Here is a 17,791-nt window from a genome sequence, read left to right on the forward strand (position 1 = left end):
GGACGGCGTGCGCACGCTGCCACCGATTCCCGTTGCTGGCGCGCCGTTCTTGCCCACGCCTCGCGAGCTGGAGGAGCGGACGCTCGACGACGCGAGCGGGACCGGTGGCGTGCTCACCGAGACCGTCAGACCGCCGCCACCCGCGCTGACCGGGTCCTGCGATGGCAACGAATCAATGAACTGCGACGAGTGACTGTCGGAGGTGACGCCGAGCAGTGCCGCGGTGGCCGCCGCCGCGGCACCGACCGCGCCGAGCGTGACGGCCGAGAGGACCACCTGGCGCATCGGGCGAGAGCGGTGCTGCGGCCGAGGCTTGCCGTCCGGGCCGCGCGGCGCTTCGGGTGCCGGCGCGACGAAGCGGGGCAGGCGGGCGGTACCGCTGTTCGAGCGGGCGCGGACGCCGGGGCCAGTACCAGACAGGGCCCCGGATTCGGCCCGCGAACCAGCAGCGGCGGCAGGACCAGAGCCGATGCCAGAGCCGGCACGACCGCCAGCGCCAGAGCCGGCAACCGATCCGGTGCGCGTAGCCGCGTTCGCGCTCACGCCTGCCATGCCCTCGATGTACGCCGACTCGGTGTACGGCCGTCGGGTGCGCGTCCTTTCGGCGGCGGATCCGACGGGAGCGCGGTTGGCGAAACGTCCGGACGGAGTCGAGATGAATCCGTCGCCGGTGTCGCCGCTTTGCGGTCCGGTGAGGAGCTTGGGTCGCGGACCGCCGCCGGCCATCGGCCGCCAGTCGGTCTCGGAGTCCGGCGGCAGTACCCGAGCAGCCCAGCTTCCCGGCGCGCGATAGACGCCTGCGAAATCAGTATCCTCACTCGCGCGACGCGACTCACTGCGGGCGGCAGTAGTTGCATCGCGCTCACCGCTTGGCCGTCGTGCGTCAACGCGCGGCCGGCTCACGCCTGGAACCCTGCGCGGCAAAGTATCTTGCACTACGGGAGCCTTCGGCGTGGGCTCAACAGAGGCCTGATTCGCCGCGACGACGACTTGATCAGAGTTCTGGCTCTTCGACTCTGCGTCCGGCGACGATCGCACTGCGGCACGCTTCGATTCCGGCCCGGTGCCCCGCTTCGGCGCAGCGCGACGTCCGCCACGCCGACGAACCGGCGACGGCTCGTCTGCCATCGGGAAGCCATCGGGCGTGAAGTGCCGGATCCGCCTCGCGATCGCGTCGTGGTCGACACCAAGGCGCAGGGCAAGTTCGGGGTCGCGCAGTTCGCTCAGCACGATCTCGCGCAGGGCGCGCGGTGCCGCCACGAAAGGCAGGATGGTCGGTGCCGCCGGAGTGCCGATGACAGTGTGCAGATAGTGCTGACAACGCGTGCAACCGTCGACGTGGTCGGTCAGCGGCGCGCGCAGTGTGGCGTTCAGACGCCCGGACCAGCCGAACGTCAGCTCGGCCAGCTGTGCGCAGTGCTCGGTCGAAGCCTTCGCTACCGCGACTGCCGCGAGTGACCGCTCCAGCTCCCGCCAGGCGTCGGCGAGCACTCCGAAGCCTTGAGCTCCGATAGAACCGATCGGCGCGTCACCGCCGCGCCCGAACCGGCCGGACTGCGCGGAGCGCGCGGACTGCCCGAGTCCGAGCACCAGGCCGAGGCCGTGGCTGTCGAGTCCGTGGCGGATCGTCAGCTCCAGGATCTCCCGGTGCGCAGGGGCGAGACCCTCGGACTCGGGCCATTCCAGCGAGTGGAACTCGGCCCGCCGCAGGTTGCGCTCCAGCGAGGCCAGCGAGCCGCCCGGATCGGCGGCCCCGGCCGGTGGCCGCAACCGACCGGCGACCGGACTCGGTGAATCCATCGAAGGAGAGATCGAAAAAGCGTCAGAATCCGAAGACGCCGAGGCATCCGGAACCCCACTGAACGCTGTGGCCTCATCCGTCGACACTGATGACAGCGACACTGATGACAGCGACGGCACTCCGCGCAGCGAGCACTCGCGTCGCAGGATCGCGTAAAGCCACGGCTGGATGTACTCAGGCTGTCGGAGCTGCCTCACGTTGCGATCGGCGATGACGAATGCGCAGTAGAGCGCGTCAACAGCCGCGTCGTGGTCACGCAGCGACCAGATCGCGTATGTGTGCAGGCCGTCTGCGTATGCGTCGTAGGCTGCAGCTCGGCCCCAGCCATCGCCCGCGTCACCGGTTGGCCGGATCGGCTCGGTGCGCAGCGGTCGATCGAGTAGGGCGGGCGCACCGGAGGCCGTCGCGGCCGCAGCAGTGGTGTGCCCCCCGCCGCTTGAAGAGTCAGCGTTCACACGGCCGAAGGTAGGCGGCGCCGCGCTCAGGCGTCCCGGAGACGCCTGCCTATCGCCCGAGTGAGTGACAACGTATGACCGTATGTCCACTCATACGAGTGAGCTTTCCGAAACTCGCGTCAGCTCGAACTCGCCGATGGGCTCGCGGACGAAGGCGAAGGAGACGGCGACGGAGAAGACGATGGCGAATGAGACGGACTCGACTTCGGGCTCGACTTAGGCGTCGAAGACTTGCTGGTCGTACCGGACTTCGGAGTGGTCATCTGCGCGGCAGGCGTTGACGCCGAGGCGGACACCGAAGCCGATCCACTCGAGGACGGCGTCGCCGCCACCATCAAGTCCAGCGGGCTCGAACTGTCCGTCGCCGACGCGGTCGAACTCGACAGTCCGCCCGTCGAGTTCGCGGCCGGACTGGTTGCCGGCGCGTGCGTGCCCAGCATCACGTACAGCAGCACGCCTACCGCAGCCGCAGCCGCCGCGAAGCCCGCCGGGAGCACCCACTTGCGTCCCGAGCTTCCCCCGCCACGCTTGCCTCCGGTCGGGAAGCCGTTCTCGTCGAAGCGGCCCGCACGCTCCGCGATCCGCGTCGCGAAGGCCGCGCCCGCCGGGTCGCGCAGGCTCTCCAGCACCCGTGACCGGACGCCGGGAGGCATAAACGAGTGCGAGAGCTCCTCGAACAGCCGCAGCGGCCTGCGGTTCTTCACCGTGGCGTTGCAGATCGTGCACTTCTCGATGTGCTTGGTCGCCGACTGCACCCAGGCGTCGACCCCGCGTCCGTCGAGCTGGTCGAACCTGCGGCCCAGTTCCGCCGCGTCCGGACACTTCGGGTCGCCGGTGCGCGCCGCGAGCACGACGAGCAGCGCGTGTTCCAAGTCCGCCTGCGCCGCGCCGACCAACTCCGATGCGTGCTCCTCGGTCACCCCGAGCACCCGCGCGAGGTCCGCGTCGACAAGGCGGTGCCTGAACGCGAGATCGAGAACTTCACGCGTCTCCGGCGCCAGCATCGCGTAGCAGTCGAGCGTCAGGCGGGCCAGCCGGTCCCCGCGCGCGGCGTCGCCGGCGTCGGACGGGATCTCCTCACTGATGCCGACACGTTCACACTCAGCGCGCGTCAAGGCGTAGAGCCAGGCGCCGAGCTCGTCGGGTTGACGCAGCTCACGGATGCGGTTGGCCGCGACGATGAACGCGTCGCGCAGCGCGTCCCCAGCTGCCTTGTGATCCCCGAGAAGTTCGTGACAGTACGCGTACAGTCGCGTTCCGTATATGTCGTAGATCTGGCCGGCCGCGAGCCGGTCGCCAGCCCGCAGTGCGGTAACCAATTCGCGGTCAGTCACGGAAGGAAGGTAAGCCATCGGGTGATATGACTTCCACTGAGTCGCCGAAACTCCGTGCGAAGACACCGGATAAAACGGATAAATCCCCTCTCCAGCCCCTCCTTTCCCAAGTTATCCACAGCTTTGCCGTCTCAGCGGCCGTACTGTCCCCGCGACCCGCTACCGTCGTTGCCCATGGGGACCACCACAAGATCTGCCCGCTCCGCCGCGCCGCGCGACGGTTTCCGCTGCGGCGAGTGCGGCGCGACGACCGTCAAGTGGGTCGGCCGCTGCCCCGAATGCCAGGCCTGGGGCACGGTCGAGGAGATCGGCGTCCCCAAGCCGCGCACCTTAAAGGCAGGGCCGGTCACGGCGCCCGCGCGCCCTATCGACCAGGTCAACGCCGCCACCGCCAAGGCCCGCTCCACCGGTGTGCCGGAACTCGACCGGGTGCTCGGCGGCGGCATCGTGCCCGGCGCGGTGATCCTGCTGGCCGGTGAGCCGGGGGTCGGCAAGTCCACGCTGCTGCTTGAGGTCGCCGCCGCCGGAGCCACGGCGGAGCGGCCCGTGCTCGTCGTCACTGGGGAAGAGTCCACGGCCCAGGTGCGACTGCGCGCCGACCGGATCGGCGCCCTCGCCCCGGACCTGTACCTCGCCGCCGAGACCGACCTGGCCGCCGTCCTCGGTCACATCGAGCAGGTGCAGCCGAGCCTGCTCGTCCTCGACTCGGTGCAGACCGTGGCGTCGGCCGAGGTAGACGGCGTCCCCGGCGGCGTGACGCAGGTTCGCGAGGTCAGCGCGGCCCTGATCCGGATCGCGAAGGAACGCGACCTCGCCGTGATCCTGGTCGGGCACGTCACCAAGGACGGCTCGATCGCGGGCCCTCGGGTGCTCGAGCACCTGGTCGACGTGGTCCTCCAGTTCGAGGGCGACCGGCACTCGCCGCTTCGGCTGGTGCGCGCCGTGAAGAACCGGTACGGCCCGACCGACGAGATCGGCTGCTTTGAGATGCACGACTCCGGAATCAGGGGCCTGGCCGATCCCTCCGGGCTGTTCCTCTCCCGCCGCTCCGAGCCGGTGCCCGGAACCTGCGTGACCGTGACGCTGGAAGGCCGCCGCCCGCTGGTGTGCGAGGTCCAGGCGCTGGTCGCCCCGTCGAATCTGCCGCAGCCGCGCCGTGCCACCTCCGGCCTCGACTCCTCGCGGGTCTCGATGGTGATGGCGGTGCTCGAACGGCGCGGGCGCGTCCCGCTCGGCAAGCACGACGTGTTCGCGGCGACGGTCGGCGGCGTGCGCCTGATCGATCCGGCCGCGGACCTCGCCGTCGCGTTGGCGATGACCACCGGAACGGTGGACAGTCCGCTGCCGGCCACCGTCGTCGCGTTCGGAGAGGTCGGGCTCGCCGGCGAGGTGCGGCCGGTCACCGGGCTGGGCCGGCGGCTGTCCGAGGCCGCGCGGCTCGGTTTCCGCACCGCGCTGGTGCCCCGGGTCGCCGACGGCGAAGAGGCGCCGAAGATACCCGGCGGAATGCGGATCGTCGAGGTCGCAGACATCGCGGACGCGCTCGCGACCCTTCATCAAATGATCAACCGGTAAACTTGACCATAACCGACCGCGAGTACTACCACCGCCCACCGAGCACCGACCCTGTGACGACCGTCCCCGCTGCAGACTGACCCTCGACCAGGAGCGCCATGGCTGTCCCCGAACGCGCCGCGGACCAGGCGCAGCGCGCCACCCTGGCTGCGCTCGCCCCCGGAACGCCGCTGCGCGACGGCCTCGAGCGGATCCTGCGCGGCAACACCGGCGCGCTGATCGTGCTCGGCTTCGACAAGACGGTCGAGAGCATCTGCACCGGCGGCTTCGTGCTCGACGTGGAGTTCTCCGCGACCAGGCTGCGCGAGCTGTGCAAGATGGACGGCGGCGTGGTCCTGGACCGCGACTGCGCGCGCATCGTGCGTGCCGGAGTGCAGTTCGTGCCGGACCCGGCCATCCCGACCGTGGAGACCGGTACCCGCCACCGCACCGCCGAGCGGGTCAACCGGCAGACCGGCTTCCCGGTCGTGTCGGTAAGTCAGTCGATGCGGCTCATCGCGCTCTACCACGATGAGAAGCGGACGGTCCTTGAGGACTCCGGGGTCATCCTGTCCAAGGCAAACCAGGCCCTGGCCACCCTCGAGCGCTACAAGCTGAGGCTCGACGAGGTGGCCGGCACGCTCTCCGCGCTGGAGATCGAGGACCTGGTCACCGCACGTGACGTGGCCCAGGTCGCGCAGCGGCTTGAGATGGTCCGCCGGATCGCCGTCGAGATCGAGGGCTACGTCGTTCAGCTCGGCGTCGACGGCCGGCTGCTGGAGCTGCAACTCGACGAACTGGTCGCCGGGGTCGAGCCGGAGCGGGAGCTGGTCGCGCGGGACTATCTGCCCGAGCGCGGCGGTCGCCGCAGCCGGACGGTCGAGGACACGCTGCACGACCTCGACGCGCTCAGCCGCGCGGAACTGCTGGAGCTGGCCACGGTAGCCAAGGCCCTCGGCTTCACCGGCGGCGCGGAGAGCCTGGACTCGGCCGCTTCGCCGCGTGGATATCGGCTGCTCGCGAAGGTCCCGCGGCTACCCGGCACGGTGATCGATCGGCTCGTCGAGCACTTCGGCGGTCTGCAGAAGCTGCTCGCGGCGTCCGTCGCGGACCTCCAGGCCGTCGAGGGCGTCGGCGAGACCAGGGCGCGTACCGTCCGCGAGGGGCTCTCCCGCCTCGCCGAGTCGTCGATCCTGGAGCGCTACGTCTAGCTCCCGGTGTCGGCACCGGCGTCAGTGCTAGCGCCAGACACAGGCACGGCTTCCGCTACTGGAGCCCGAATTGCACCGAGGCCGCGTTGACGCCGCTCACCATCGCCGTGACGGCGTACGAGCCCGTGCCGACCGTCGGCGGATTGGCCGGGCAGCCCGTGACCGACTTCTCGCGGTCCCACTTCACCGGCTCCGTGAAGCCATCGCCCGGCCCCAGCACGCGCAAGTCCTGGTTACCCGCGCAGGTGGCGCTCGTCCAGGCCGTCGAACTGTCCGCCACCGACGACACGGTGACGACGACACCCTTGCCCGACACGTCGATGCGGCAGTTCCCCGAGCCGGTGTTTCGCAGTATCACGTTGAAGATCGGATTCTGCCCGGCCGAGTAGATCGGTGGGCCGCTCGACGATGTCTTGTCGAGCTGCACCTGAACGGACAACACACAGCCGGTCGAGCCCACGGGCACACCACCAACCGAGCTGCCGGACCCACCGCTGCCGCTGCTGCCACTACCGTTGCCGCCGGTCGTGCCGCCGCCACCGACTCCGCCGCCACCGCCGTTGACTCCGCCCGCGGTCGAAGTCGGCGCGCCCGAGCCGGTCGGACCGGTAACAGGATACGAATTAATGGGCGGCAGTGATCCGGTCGGCACTGCACCAGGTGTGATTATCGCGGAGCTGCTACTCGGGCTGGCTCCCGCGCCGTTCTTCCCGCCGTTGCCCCCGCCGGACCCGGAACACGCATATGCGGTGAACCCGATCAAGACCAGAGGAATCCCGAGCACCAGAATCCGACGCCGCCAGTACACCGCGGGCGGCTGGGGGCCGACAGGGCGGAGGAAGGATCCCACGGGACGCCACCTTATGGCATGCGAGACACCGTCAGTCGCATTGGCACCAGCGCGTGTTTGACAATGCGACCATAGGACCGATGCCCATTCAGCCAGCCACTGCCGCCGTCTCAGCGCCCACGCTCGTTGTCGTGTCGCCGCCTCCGGCCGAGGCCGACGCACAAGCCGCGCGCGACGCCGGCGCTGCCACCCCCACCACCATGGCGACCTTCGACGCTGCTATCGCGGACGAGGTCACTGAGCGCACCCGAGCCTGGTTCGCGATCCATCGCAGGGACTTGCCGTGGCGCGCCAAGGAAGCCGGACCGTGGGCGGTCATGGTCAGCGAGTTCATGCTCCAGCAGACTCCGGTCGCCCGCGTACTCCCGGTGTACGAGTCCTGGATCGCACGGTGGCCGGTCCCGTCCGCGCTCGCCGCCGAGGAGCCTGGCGAGGCGGTGCGAGCCTGGGGTCGCCTGGGCTATCCACGCCGCGCCCTACGCCTGCACGCCGCCGCCACCGCGATCGTCGAACGCCACGGCGGCGACGTACCGGACGACTACGACGCCTTACGTGCGTTGCCGGGCGTCGGCGAATACACCGCTGGGGCCATCGCATCATTCGCCTTCGGACGCCGCGCTGCGGTTCTCGACACGAACGTGCGCCGCGTTCTCGCCCGCGCCTTCTCAGGAGTCGAGTTCCCAGCCGACTCGCTTACCGCCGCCGAGCGTGCGTTAGCTGAGATGGTGCTTCCACGGGCAGACCAGGACGCCGCAAGTTGGGCCGCCGCTTCGATGGAACTCGGGGCTCTGGTTTGCACTGCCAAGGCGCCCAAATGCAGCCAGTGCCCGCTTGTCGAACTCTGCGTCTGGCGCGCGCTTGGCCAGCCCGCGCACGATGGACCGCCGCGCCGCGGGCAGACGTACGCAGGCACCGACCGTCAGGCACGCGGAAGGCTACTCGCCGTGCTGCGTGACGCGACCGTTCCCATCGACAAGTCAGCGTTCGAACCGGTATGGCATATGGCTGAGCAACGCGAACGTGCACTCGCCGGTCTGCTCGCGGACGGTCTCGCGGTCAGGCTGCCTGATGGACGGTATCGGCTGCCCTAACCTCACCCTCGCGTCGACCGCCAAGGACCGCATGCGCTCCGAGCGCGGCCACGCCCATCATCGCCACCACCAGCGCCATCGGCAGCGTCTCGGCCATCAGCGAGGCGCCGTGTGGCCCGGTCAGCGGAGCTACGACTCCGCCGATGAGGAACTGCGTGACGCCTAGGAACGCCGACGCCGTCCCAGCGTTGCCGCCATGGTCCGCCAAGGCCAGCGCCGTCGCGTTCGGCGTGACGAGGCCGATCGAGGCGACCACGAACCACAAGCACACGGCGGTCGGCCAGAAACCCAGCCCCAGCAAGGTCACCACCAGCAGGGCGGTGCCTCCGGCCGCGCACTGGATCAGCCCGGCGCGCAAAAGCACGATCGTGCGCACCCGCCCGACGAGCCGGCCGTTGAGCTGGCCGAGCAGGATCAGGCCGAGCGCGTTCGCGCCGAACATGAACGAGAACTCCTGCGGGCTGAGCCGGTACACCTGCTCGACCACGAACGGCGAGCCCGAGATGTACGCGAACATCGCCGCAAAGCTCAGTCCGGCGGCGAGCGCGTAGCCGACGAAGCGTCGATCGGCAGCCAGCCGCCGGAACGTGCGCAACGTGTCGCCTAGGCTCGCGGCGCGCCGGGCACTCGCCGGAAGGGACTCCGGCAGGCCGAAGAACACCGCGGCCAGCAGCACGCCTCCGATCGCCGCGAGCACGCCGAACAGCCCCTGCCACACCGTCACCTTCAGCAGTTGCCCGCCGACAATCGGAGCGAGCACCGGCGCCAGGCCGTTGACCAGCATCAGTGCCGAGAAGAACCGGACCATGGCGGTGCCCGAGTAGAGGTCGCGCACCACAGCGCGGGCGATCACTATGCCCGCAGCGCCCGCGAAGCCCTGAATCAGCCGCCCGGCCGTTAACGCGCCGACCGACGGAGCGAACGCACACAGCAACGACGCCAGAGCGTACGCCGCGACACCAATCAGCAGCGGCTTGCGTCGTCCGAGCGAATCTGAGAGCGGCCCGGCGAGCGCCTGTCCGGCCGCGAGCCCCACCAAGCAGGCGGTCAGCGTGAGCTGCACGCTGTCCGCGGCGGCGTGGAAATGCGACTGGAGCGAGGGCAGCGCCGGCAGGTAGAGGTCGATCGACAGTGGCCCGAACGCCGACAGCGCACCGAGGATGAGCAGCGACTTGAAGCGCGCAGAACCAGTCGTCAGCGCGTGATTCGACGAGTCGGCTGCGGCATCGATCGGCGCGGCATGCGGCATCGGCGCTCCTGCGAGTGGTGAGGGCAGAGGTTCGGTTCAGGTCCCGCCAGGCGCACTGCTGCGGGAAGTTTCCTGACTAAGCAACCAATTACGGGCGGCGGCCATTCCCGGACCGGGCCGTCCGCGGCTTTGCCGCGAAGTTATCCACAGCCGCTCGAATCGGGAACGAAGAGATCTACCCAAACCGCTAACCTGGTATACGTGAGCATTCGACTGTACGACACCGCCACACGCAGCGTGCGTGACTTTGTCCCCACTCATCCGGGCAAGGTCTCGATGTACCTGTGTGGCGCCACCGTGCAGTCCCCGCCGCACATCGGCCACATTCGGTCCGGGGTGAACTTCGACATCCTCAGCCGCTGGCTGACGTATCGCGGCTTCGAGGTCACCTTCGTCCGCAACGTCACCGACATCGACGACAAGATCCTCAAGAAGGCCGCCGAGCAGGGCATCGAGTTCTGGCGGGTGGCGCAGGCCAACGAGCGCGCGTTCACCGCCGCGTACGACAGCCTCGGCTGCCTCCCGCCGACGGTAGAGCCGCGGGCCACCGGCCACATCCCCGAGATGATCGAGCTCATGCAGGACCTGATCCTCGACGGTCACGCCTACGCGGCCGGCGGCGACGTCTACTTCGACGTGCGCAGCTTCCCGGGGTACGGCGCGCTGTCGAACCAGCGGGTCGAGGACATGCTGAGCGCGGACGACGCCGACCCGAAGAACGCCAAGCGCGACCCGCAGGACTTCACGCTGTGGAAGGGCGCCAAGGCGGGCGAGCCGTACTGGAACACGCCCTGGGGGCCCGGCCGGCCCGGCTGGCACCTGGAGTGCTCCGCGATGGCGCGCAAGTACCTCGGCGAGCGCTTCGACATCCACGGCGGCGGCATCGATCTGATCTTCCCGCACCACGAGAACGAGATCGCCCAGTCCAAGGCCCGCGGCGACGCGTTCGCCCAGTACTGGATGCACAACGCCTGGGTGACCATGGCGGACGAGAAGATGTCGAAGTCCCTCGGCAATTCGGTGCTTGTCGCGGACATGGTGCGGCGTTACCGGCCGATCGTGCTGCGGTACTACCTCGGCACGCCGCACTACCGCTCGATGATCGAGTACTCCGAGGCGGCGCTCGAAGAGTCCGCTTCCGCGTTCGGCCGCATCGAGCAGTTCATCACCCGCGCGATGGAGCTGGTCGGCACGACCGAGCCGACGACGGTGCCGGACGACTTCGCCGCCGCGCTGGATGACGACCTCGGCGTGCCCGGAGCCGTCGCCGTGCTGCACCAGACCGTGCGCGCCGGCAACACCGCGCTCGCCGCGAGCGACAAGGAAAGCGCCAAGACCCGGCTGGGCGAGGTGCGCGCGATGCTCGGCGTGCTGGGCATGGACCCGCTGGCCGAACCGTGGGCTGACTCCGGCGGCGGCGACGCGGCGGGCCTGCGCGAAGTGGTGGACAGCCTCGTCGCGGTGGCGCTCGAGCAGCGGCAGGCGGCCCGCGCGCGTAAGGACTACGCCGCGGCCGACGAGATCCGCGACCGGCTGACCGCGATCGGCATCGCCGTCGAGGACACCCCGGCCGGTCCACGCTGGACCCTGGCCTGACCCGACGCACCAGATCCCATCCCCACCCACCGACCCGAACCTCTGACCGCCTGACGGCGCGTCACCCAAGCACCCCGCGCCCCGGCCCCGACAGCCGGGACCGCGGATAAGACTCGAACACTCTGGAGCGATCAACCATGGCAGGCGGCAAGGGCGGCGGAGTGGGCGGGCGCGGTAACAAGCCGGGCTCCTCGCGCAAGGGTGCGCAGATGGGCTCGGGCGGTCAGCGGCGTAAGTCGCTGGAGGGCAAGGGCCCGACTCCCCGCGCCGAAATGCGCAAGGGGCATCCGGCGCAACGCCGTGCCGAGGCAGCCACGAAGCGCGCGCAGGGCCCGCGCACCGGATCGGGAAACCAGCGCACGCCTGCCAAGGTTCCGTACAAGGCGAACCGGCAGATCTCCGAGTTGATCGCCGGCCGCAACTCGGTCGTCGAAGCCCTGCGCGGCGACGTGCCGGGCACCACGCTCTTCATCGCGCAGAACATCGACGCGGACGACCGGGTGCGTGAAGCCGTCACGCTGGCGAACAACCGCGGTATCCCGCTGATGGAGGTCACACGCCAGGAGGTCGACCGGCTGACCGACGGCGCGATCCACCAGGGCATCGCGCTGCAGATCCCGCCGTACGAGTACGCGCACCCGGACGACCTGCTCACCCGAGCGCTCGACGCGTCCGAGACCCCGCTGATCGTGGCGCTCGACGGCGTGACCGACCCCCGCAACCTCGGCGCGATCATCCGTTCCGCCGCAGCGTTCGGCGCACACGGCGTCGTGGTCCCGGAGCGCCGCTCGGCCGGGATGACCGCAGGAGCCTGGAAGACCTCCGCCGGCGCCGCCGCACGTCTCCCAGTCGCACAGGCCGGCAACCTCACCCGCACGTTGGAGGCATACCGCAAGCAAGGCCTGCTCGTCGCAGGGCTGAGCGCGCGCGGCACCGTGGACCTGTCCGACCTGGAGGCCGCAGCCGACCCGCTCGTGCTGGTGGTCGGCTCGGAGGGCAAGGGCCTGGGCAGGCTGGTGGAGCAGACCTGTGACGTCACGGTGCGCATCCCGATCGCAGCCGCGACCGAGTCGCTTAACGCCGGCGTCGCCACGAGCATCGCGCTCTACCAGGTCGCCCAGCGCCGCTCCAAGTCCACCCGCCTCTAGCCCCCGGCCCACGCCGCCTCACCTCACCCCCGCCCGTCCCCACCCCGCCTTAGACCGGCCTGTCCCCACCCGCGTTACCCGAATCCGTCCCCACCCTGCGCTATCCGCCGTCCACTCCCCACCCTCCGTCTGCATTCCCTCTCCCTAACCGGAGCCTGCCTCCCCATGGGCGTAAACTACCCACATCCAACAGCTCGTCTGACGTGGAGTGCAGAGTGCGCATCGGATACACCATCGCTCGCTTCGACTGGCCGGGCGGTCCCGCCGCGATCCGGCCCAACCTGCTCAAGCTGGCGCGGACCGCAGAGGATGGCGGCCTGTACAGCCTCTGGGTGATGGACCACTTCTGGCAGATCTCGGTGAACGGCCCGGCCGAGGACCCCATGCTCGAGGGCTACACCGCCCTTGGCTTCCTCGCCGCCGCGACCGAGCGCGTCACGCTCGGCACGATGGTCACCGGCGTGACGTACCGCAACCCGGCCATTCTCGCCAAGACCGCGACGACCCTCGACGTGTTGTCCGGCGGCCGCGCGTACTTCGGCATCGGGGCGGCCTGGTTCCAGGAAGAGCACGAGGGCTTCGACGTGCCCTTCCCGCCGGTCAAGGAGCGCTTCGAGCGGCTCGAAGAAGCGATCCAGATCGCCAACGGCATGTGGTCCGACTCCGACGCCGGCTACCAGGGCAAGCACTACTCCCCCGGACGCCTGCTCAACATCCCGGCCGCCATCTCGTCACCGCGGCCCAAGCTGCTGATCGGCGGCGGCGGTGAGCAAAAGACCCTCCGGTTCGTCGCCCGCTACGCCGATGCCTGCAACCTGTTCGACGGCGGCGACGAGTTCGTCACGCACAAGCTCGACGTCCTGCGCGGGCACTGCGAGGCCGAGGGCCGCGACTTTGACACGATCGAGAAGACGATCATGTCCCGCCTCGGCCCGGACAGCACCGTGAAGGATGCCGTCAGCCGGATCGAGCGGCTGCGTGAGCTGGGCTTGACGCACGTGATCTTCGGCGCGCCCGAAGCCGCCAACGACCGCTACCTCGGCCTGGTGACAGAAATCGCCTCCCAAACCGCGGACCTCTAACCCGCCCTGCCGTTCCCGCCTGATATCGCACACACCACAGCGGTCCCGCCCCGGAACCTTCCGGGACGGGACCGCCGCTTAGCGCCTGTCTGCTTGCTTAACCTACTGCGACCTACTCCGACAGCCGCTCGCCGCTCACCGTCGAGAAGATGTGCGTCTCGCCCGGCTTCGGAAGGAAGTGCAGGGTCTCGCCCTTGGCCGGCGTGTTGCGGGCGTCCACGCGGACGATGATGTCCACGTCGTTGCCGTCGACCTTCGCCGTGCCATACGCGAACGCGTCGGCGCCGAGTTCCTCGACGACATTGACGATGACTGCGATGCCGGTGCCGTCGCCCGAGAGGTCGAAGGACTCAGGCCGCACACCCAGCGTGACGCTGCGCTCGCCGCGGCCGGTCGCCTTCGCCAGCGAGTCGCGGTCCACCGGGACCACGGCGCCGTCGAACGCCACGCCGCCGTCGGTGATCGGGGCCTCGATGAGGTTCATCGCCGGCGAGCCGATGAAGCCCGCGACGAAGACGTTGGCCGGCTTCTCGTACATCCGGCGCGGGGTGTCGCACTGCTGCAGCAGGCCGTCCTTGAGCACCGCCACGCGGTCACCCATCGTCATGGCCTCGACCTGGTCGTGCGTCACGTACACGGTCGTGATGCCCAGGCGGCGCTGGAGCGAGGCGATCTGCGTACGGGTCTGCACACGCAGCTTCGCGTCGAGGTTCGACAGCGGCTCGTCCATGAGGAAGACCTTCGGCTCACGCACGATCGCGCGGCCCATCGCGACGCGCTGACGCTGACCACCGGACAGCGCCTTCGGCTTGCGTCCGAGGTACTCGGTCAGCTCGAGCAGCTTCGCGGCGTCCTCGACCTTCTGCCGGATCTCCGGCTTCGGCACGCCCGCGATCTTCAGGGCGAAGCCCATGTTCTCCGCCACGGTCATGTGCGGGTACAGCGCGTAGTTCTGGAACACCATCGCGATGTCCCGGTCCTTCGGCGGCAGGTGGGTGACGTCGCGCTCGCCGATCCGAATGGCGCCCGCGGTCACCTCCTCGAGACCCGCGAGCATCCGCAGCGAGGTGGACTTCCCGCAGCCCGACGGCCCGACCAGGACCAGGAACTCGCCGTCCTGGATGTCCAGGTTCAGCTTGTCGACGGCGGGACGCTCAGCGCCCGGGTAGACGCACGTAGCGTCCTCGTAAATGACACCAGTCATCGGTGTTGCCTATCCCTTCAACCGGCAGGAACGTGCCGGACGATCCGAGTTGGAAGGTGGCCGCGAAACGGCCTTTGCTGACCGTATCTTCCGACAAGCGTCTTGTCACTATCAGCCACGCAACTGTGCGGAACCCCACGTCCACAGGCACCAAGCCGTTCACTCACCACAGCCCCGGACCGCACCCCGCTGAGCGCTCCACAACTCGGTGGGCGGTACCCCACCGGCCCGCTACGATTGCACCGGAGGCGCGCATACGGGCACCACCTGTCTGCCGCCCATCCGCCGCTGGTGTGGCGCAATTGGCAGCGCACCTGTCTTGTAAACAGGTGGTTAGGGGTTCGAGTCCCCTCACCAGCTCACTACTCCGCCGCAGGTCACACGCATCCGGGAACTCGACGAGCTCGTCCGGACAGCGTGAAGTATGGACAGTATGCGTTCGCGGATACGGGCGGGTGATCCCGACGCCTTCGGGGCGCTCTTCGACGAGCACGCCACGGCGGTCTACAACCACGCGTTCCGGCTGACGGGGAACTGGTCGACCGCCGAGGATGTGATGGCGCTGACCTTTCTCGAGGCCTGGCGTCTGCGCGACAGGGTTCTGGTTGACGGCGGCTCGCTGCGGCCGTGGTTGCTCGGCATCGCGACGAACACCGCACGCAACGCTCAGCGCGCTCGGCGGCGGTACGAGGCGGCGCTGGCCAGGCTTCCTCCCCCAGACGTCGTCCCCGACTTCTCACAGGCGCTGGCCGATCGGATCGACGACGCGCAGACCGTCGCCGCCATCAATGCGGCCTTATCGACGCTGCGTCAGGCCGAGCGCGAGGTGGTGTCGCTGTGTATCGGATCAGGCCTGGACTACGCGGCCACCGCTGAAGCCCTCGGCATCCCGATCGGCACGGTGCGCTCACGGCTGGCCCGGGCCCGCAAGAAGCTCGCGAAGGCCGTGCACGACTTTCCGCCGCGAGATGCGGAACCCGCACGGGACAGCGGACAGCTCCTCAATGGCCGCGCAATCGCGGCCCGGCACATCCCGGAGGAAACCCGATGAAGCCTGAACCGCCGCGAGAGGCCGCGGACCTGGCCCGGCTGCTGCAGCTTCCAGCCGAACGGGGCCTGTCCGGGCGCCGTCACCGGCAGCTCAAGGAGTTCGTCATGCAGGAAATCGCAGAATCGGCCCGCGAGGACGCGACGCCCGGATCAGCGCACCGCCCTCGCCGTCCCCGCCCCTCCCGTAGGCGGCTGGCGTACTTCGCGGTCCCTATCGCCGCGGCCGGCGCCTTCTCGATCGTCGCGGTGAGCGGGGGCATCGGGAGCACGCCGGGCGCGGGCACCACGGCGAGCGACAGCCAGGCGACCCAACTGCTCGGGCGGATCGCCGACGTCGCGCAGTCCAAGCCGTTGCAGACCGTGCGCGATGATCAGTTCGTTTACGTCGCGTCCAAGTCCGCGTTCGAGCAGGACACCGTGGACTCCAACGGCGGCTATCACGCCAAGCTCGCGCCCCTGCACCTGCGGCAGATCTGGCTGTCGGTCAACGGCAGCCGCCCCGGATTGCTGCGGGAGGGGGGCCAGGACCTGCCGCTCGGCACGCAGCCGGCGCCGAGTATCAACGCCCCGGATTACCGCTACCTCGAATCCCTGCCGACCGACCCGGCCAAGTTGCTGGCGAAGATCTACGCGGAGACCAAGGGAGAGGGTCAGAGCGCCGGTCCGGACGCGGAGGCCTTCACCACCATCGGCGACCTGCTGCGCGAGCAGGTCGCACCGCCTGCGGTCACCGCCGCGCTCTACCGGGCCGCAGCGATGATTCCCGGCGTGCGCGTGATCAACGACGTTGTCGACGTGACTGGACACCACGACGTGGCGGTCGCCCTCGACAACTCGACCGCGCTCAACGAGTGGCTCTTCAACAAGTCGAACCTCGAGTTCGCGGGAGAGCAGTCGATCTCGGTCAAGGCGGGGCCGCTCGGCCCGGCCGGCACCATCGTGGGCACGCAGATCACGCTTGAGCACGCAATCGTTGACCGGGCGGGCGAGGTTCCGGCGGCGTCTGGGAGCTGAGATAGGGGCGAGGACGGTCACCGTCGGTTCGGGCGCCCGGTCGGTCGATCGTGTGATCGGGCGACCGGACGGCCGGCGGCGATACGAGGCGGCTATTTGGCCAGCCGGGGCAGCAGCGCGGCGGCGGCCCAGATGGACAGCACGCTCGCGACGATGAGCACGCCGAAGTCGAGTGGCAGGTTGGCGGAGGTGCCGATGAGCAGGCCGCGCAGGCCGTCGACCTCGTAGCTCAGCGGGTTGATCCGCGAAATGGGCTGGAGCCAGCCGGGCATGACCGAGGTCGGATAGAGCGCGTTGGAGGAGAAGAAGAGGGGCATCGTGATCGCCTGGCCGATGCCCATGAGCCGATCGCGGGTCAGTACCACTCCGGCGATCGACATCGACAGGCAGCTGAAGAACGCGGAGCCGAACACGACGAGGGCCGCGACGCCGAGGAGCTTGAGCGGGTTGGCCGTCATGCCGACGCCGAGGATCGCGGCGAAGATGAGGACGACGATGGCCTGGATCAGCGCCTTGGTACCGGACGCGAAGGCTTTGCCGGTGATGAGGGCGGTTCGTGGGGTCGGGGTGACCAGGAGCTTGGTGAGGACGCCCGCGTCCCGCTCCCAGATGATCATGATGCCGTAGAAGATGGCGATGAACATCGCCGACTGGGCGATGATCCCCGGGGCGAGGAAGTCCAGGTACGGGATGCCCCCGGTGGGGATCGCCCGGATCCTGGTGAAGGTCTCCCCGAAGATCAGCAGCCACAGCGCGGGCTGCACCGCGCGGGTGTACAGCTCGGTGCGGTCGTGGCGCAGCTTCTGCAGTTCGACGGCGCACATCGCCCCGACCCGGGCGGGCAGCAGCCGCCAGCCCGCACGTGGCCGGGGCGGCCGCAGGAGCAGGTCGATGCCGGCGGCGCGAGGGGCGTCAGCCGACGCGGTGCGCGGTGCGGCGGGTGCTTCGGACATCGCGGAAATCTCCTGACTCGTCGTCGAGACCGCTGCCGGCGACGTCGCGGAAGACGTCCTCCAGGGTGGGCAGCGGGTCGGTGGCGGCCGCGCCCGCGGCGCGCCGGCGCTCCCCGAGCCCTTCCCTGAGTTCCGCCGGGGTGCCGAGGGCCCGGATGCGGCCGCGGTGCATGAGGGCGACCCGGTCGCAGTACTGGTC

13 protein-coding genes, 1 tRNA gene and 2 pseudogenes are annotated in these 17,791 nt (G+C 69.5%); 9 read left to right on the forward strand and 7 right to left on the reverse strand.

Features of this window, described 5'->3' with window-relative positions; genetic code table 11:
* Positions 1-1,491: pseudogene (locus VFB40_RS16365) on the reverse strand (hypothetical protein); the annotation flags it as partial.
* Between the two features lie 884 nt (positions 1,492-2,375).
* Positions 2,376-3,590 carry an RNA polymerase sigma factor gene (locus VFB40_RS16370; RefSeq protein ID WP_324851574.1) on the reverse strand — a complete coding sequence of 405 codons (1,215 nt, stop codon included), beginning with the start codon at positions 3,588-3,590 and terminating at the stop codon, positions 2,376-2,378.
* Positions 3,591-3,764: 174 nt separating this feature from the next.
* Here VFB40_RS16370 and radA point away from each other — a divergent pair, with 174 nt between their 5' ends.
* Entirely contained in the window at positions 3,765-5,165 is a 1,401-nt protein-coding gene (gene radA, locus VFB40_RS16375; RefSeq protein ID WP_324851575.1) for a DNA repair protein RadA, read from the forward strand.
* A 98-nt stretch (positions 5,166-5,263) separates the two neighbouring features.
* Positions 5,264-6,355, forward strand: a complete 1,092-nt coding sequence (gene disA, locus VFB40_RS16380; protein ID WP_324851576.1) for a DNA integrity scanning diadenylate cyclase DisA — start codon at positions 5,264-5,266, stop codon at positions 6,353-6,355.
* A gap of 55 nt (positions 6,356-6,410) precedes the next feature.
* Here disA and VFB40_RS16385 read toward each other — a convergent pair whose 3' ends face one another.
* Positions 6,411-6,815 (reverse strand): hypothetical protein, encoded by a 405-nt coding sequence (locus VFB40_RS16385; protein WP_324851577.1) that lies wholly within the window; start codon positions 6,813-6,815, stop codon positions 6,411-6,413.
* Positions 6,816-7,285: 470 nt separating this feature from the next.
* On the opposite strand from VFB40_RS16385, the gene VFB40_RS16390 reads away from it, so the two are divergent.
* Positions 7,286-8,296, forward strand: a complete 1,011-nt coding sequence (locus VFB40_RS16390; RefSeq protein WP_324851578.1) for an iron-sulfur binding domain-containing protein — start codon at positions 7,286-7,288, stop codon at positions 8,294-8,296.
* On the opposite strand, the gene VFB40_RS16395 is transcribed toward VFB40_RS16390, so the two are convergent.
* The gene (locus tag VFB40_RS16395; protein WP_324851579.1) at positions 8,262-9,545 is read right to left on the reverse strand and encodes a multidrug effflux MFS transporter; all 1,284 of its coding nucleotides are present in this window, start codon (positions 9,543-9,545) and stop codon (positions 8,262-8,264) included. The two genes, VFB40_RS16390 and VFB40_RS16395, sit on opposite strands and share 35 nt — an antisense overlap.
* A 201-nt stretch (positions 9,546-9,746) precedes the next feature.
* On the opposite strand from VFB40_RS16395, the gene cysS reads away from it, so the two are divergent.
* The 3 genes from cysS to VFB40_RS16410 all read left to right on the forward strand — a co-directional run bounded on the left by cysS (position 9,747) and on the right by VFB40_RS16410 (position 13,371).
* Positions 9,747-11,141: a cysteine--tRNA ligase gene (gene cysS / locus VFB40_RS16400; RefSeq protein ID WP_324851580.1), complete on the forward strand. Its 1,395-nt coding sequence runs from the start codon at positions 9,747-9,749 to the stop codon at positions 11,139-11,141.
* Positions 11,142-11,278: 137 nt separating this feature from the next.
* On the forward strand, positions 11,279-12,289 hold the full coding sequence (gene rlmB, locus VFB40_RS16405) for a 23S rRNA (guanosine(2251)-2'-O)-methyltransferase RlmB (protein WP_324851581.1): 1,011 nt from the start codon (positions 11,279-11,281) through the stop codon (positions 12,287-12,289).
* 215 nt (positions 12,290-12,504) lie between these two features.
* On the forward strand, positions 12,505-13,371 hold the full coding sequence (locus VFB40_RS16410; RefSeq protein WP_324851582.1) for an LLM class F420-dependent oxidoreductase: 867 nt from the start codon (positions 12,505-12,507) through the stop codon (positions 13,369-13,371).
* Positions 13,372-13,483: 112 nt separating this feature from the next.
* Here the strand turns inward: VFB40_RS16410 and VFB40_RS16415 are convergent, their stop codons facing one another.
* On the reverse strand, positions 13,484-14,575 hold the full coding sequence (locus tag VFB40_RS16415) for an ABC transporter ATP-binding protein (RefSeq protein ID WP_324851583.1): 1,092 nt from the start codon (positions 14,573-14,575) through the stop codon (positions 13,484-13,486).
* A 287-nt stretch (positions 14,576-14,862) separates the two neighbouring features.
* On the opposite strand from VFB40_RS16415, the gene VFB40_RS16420 reads away from it, so the two are divergent.
* The 3 genes from VFB40_RS16420 (at position 14,863) to VFB40_RS16430 (ending at position 16,639) form a co-directional block, all read left to right on the forward strand.
* A tRNA-Thr gene (locus VFB40_RS16420) sits at positions 14,863-14,935 on the forward strand.
* A 73-nt stretch (positions 14,936-15,008) separates the two neighbouring features.
* Positions 15,009-15,626, forward strand: coding sequence for an RNA polymerase sigma factor (locus tag VFB40_RS16425; protein WP_324851584.1), 618 nt, complete (start codon positions 15,009-15,011; stop codon positions 15,624-15,626).
* Complete coding sequence (locus VFB40_RS16430) at positions 15,623-16,639, forward strand: CU044_5270 family protein (protein WP_324851585.1); 1,017 nt, start codon at positions 15,623-15,625, stop codon at positions 16,637-16,639. Before VFB40_RS16425 ends, VFB40_RS16430 begins: the two co-directional genes overlap by 4 nt.
* Before the next feature lie 92 nt (positions 16,640-16,731).
* Here the strand turns inward: VFB40_RS16430 and VFB40_RS16435 are convergent, their stop codons facing one another.
* Positions 16,732-17,592 carry an ABC transporter permease gene (locus tag VFB40_RS16435; protein WP_324851586.1) on the reverse strand — a complete coding sequence of 287 codons (861 nt, stop codon included), beginning with the start codon at positions 17,590-17,592 and terminating at the stop codon, positions 16,732-16,734.
* A pseudogene (locus tag VFB40_RS16440) lies at positions 17,552-17,791 on the reverse strand (ABC transporter ATP-binding protein); the annotation flags it as partial. The gene VFB40_RS16435 and the pseudogene VFB40_RS16440, both read right to left, overlap by 41 nt.

The sequence above is a fragment of the Actinocrinis sp. genome (genome assembly GCF_035650855.1).
Classification (GTDB): Bacteria; Actinomycetota; Actinomycetes; order Streptomycetales; family Catenulisporaceae; genus Actinocrinis.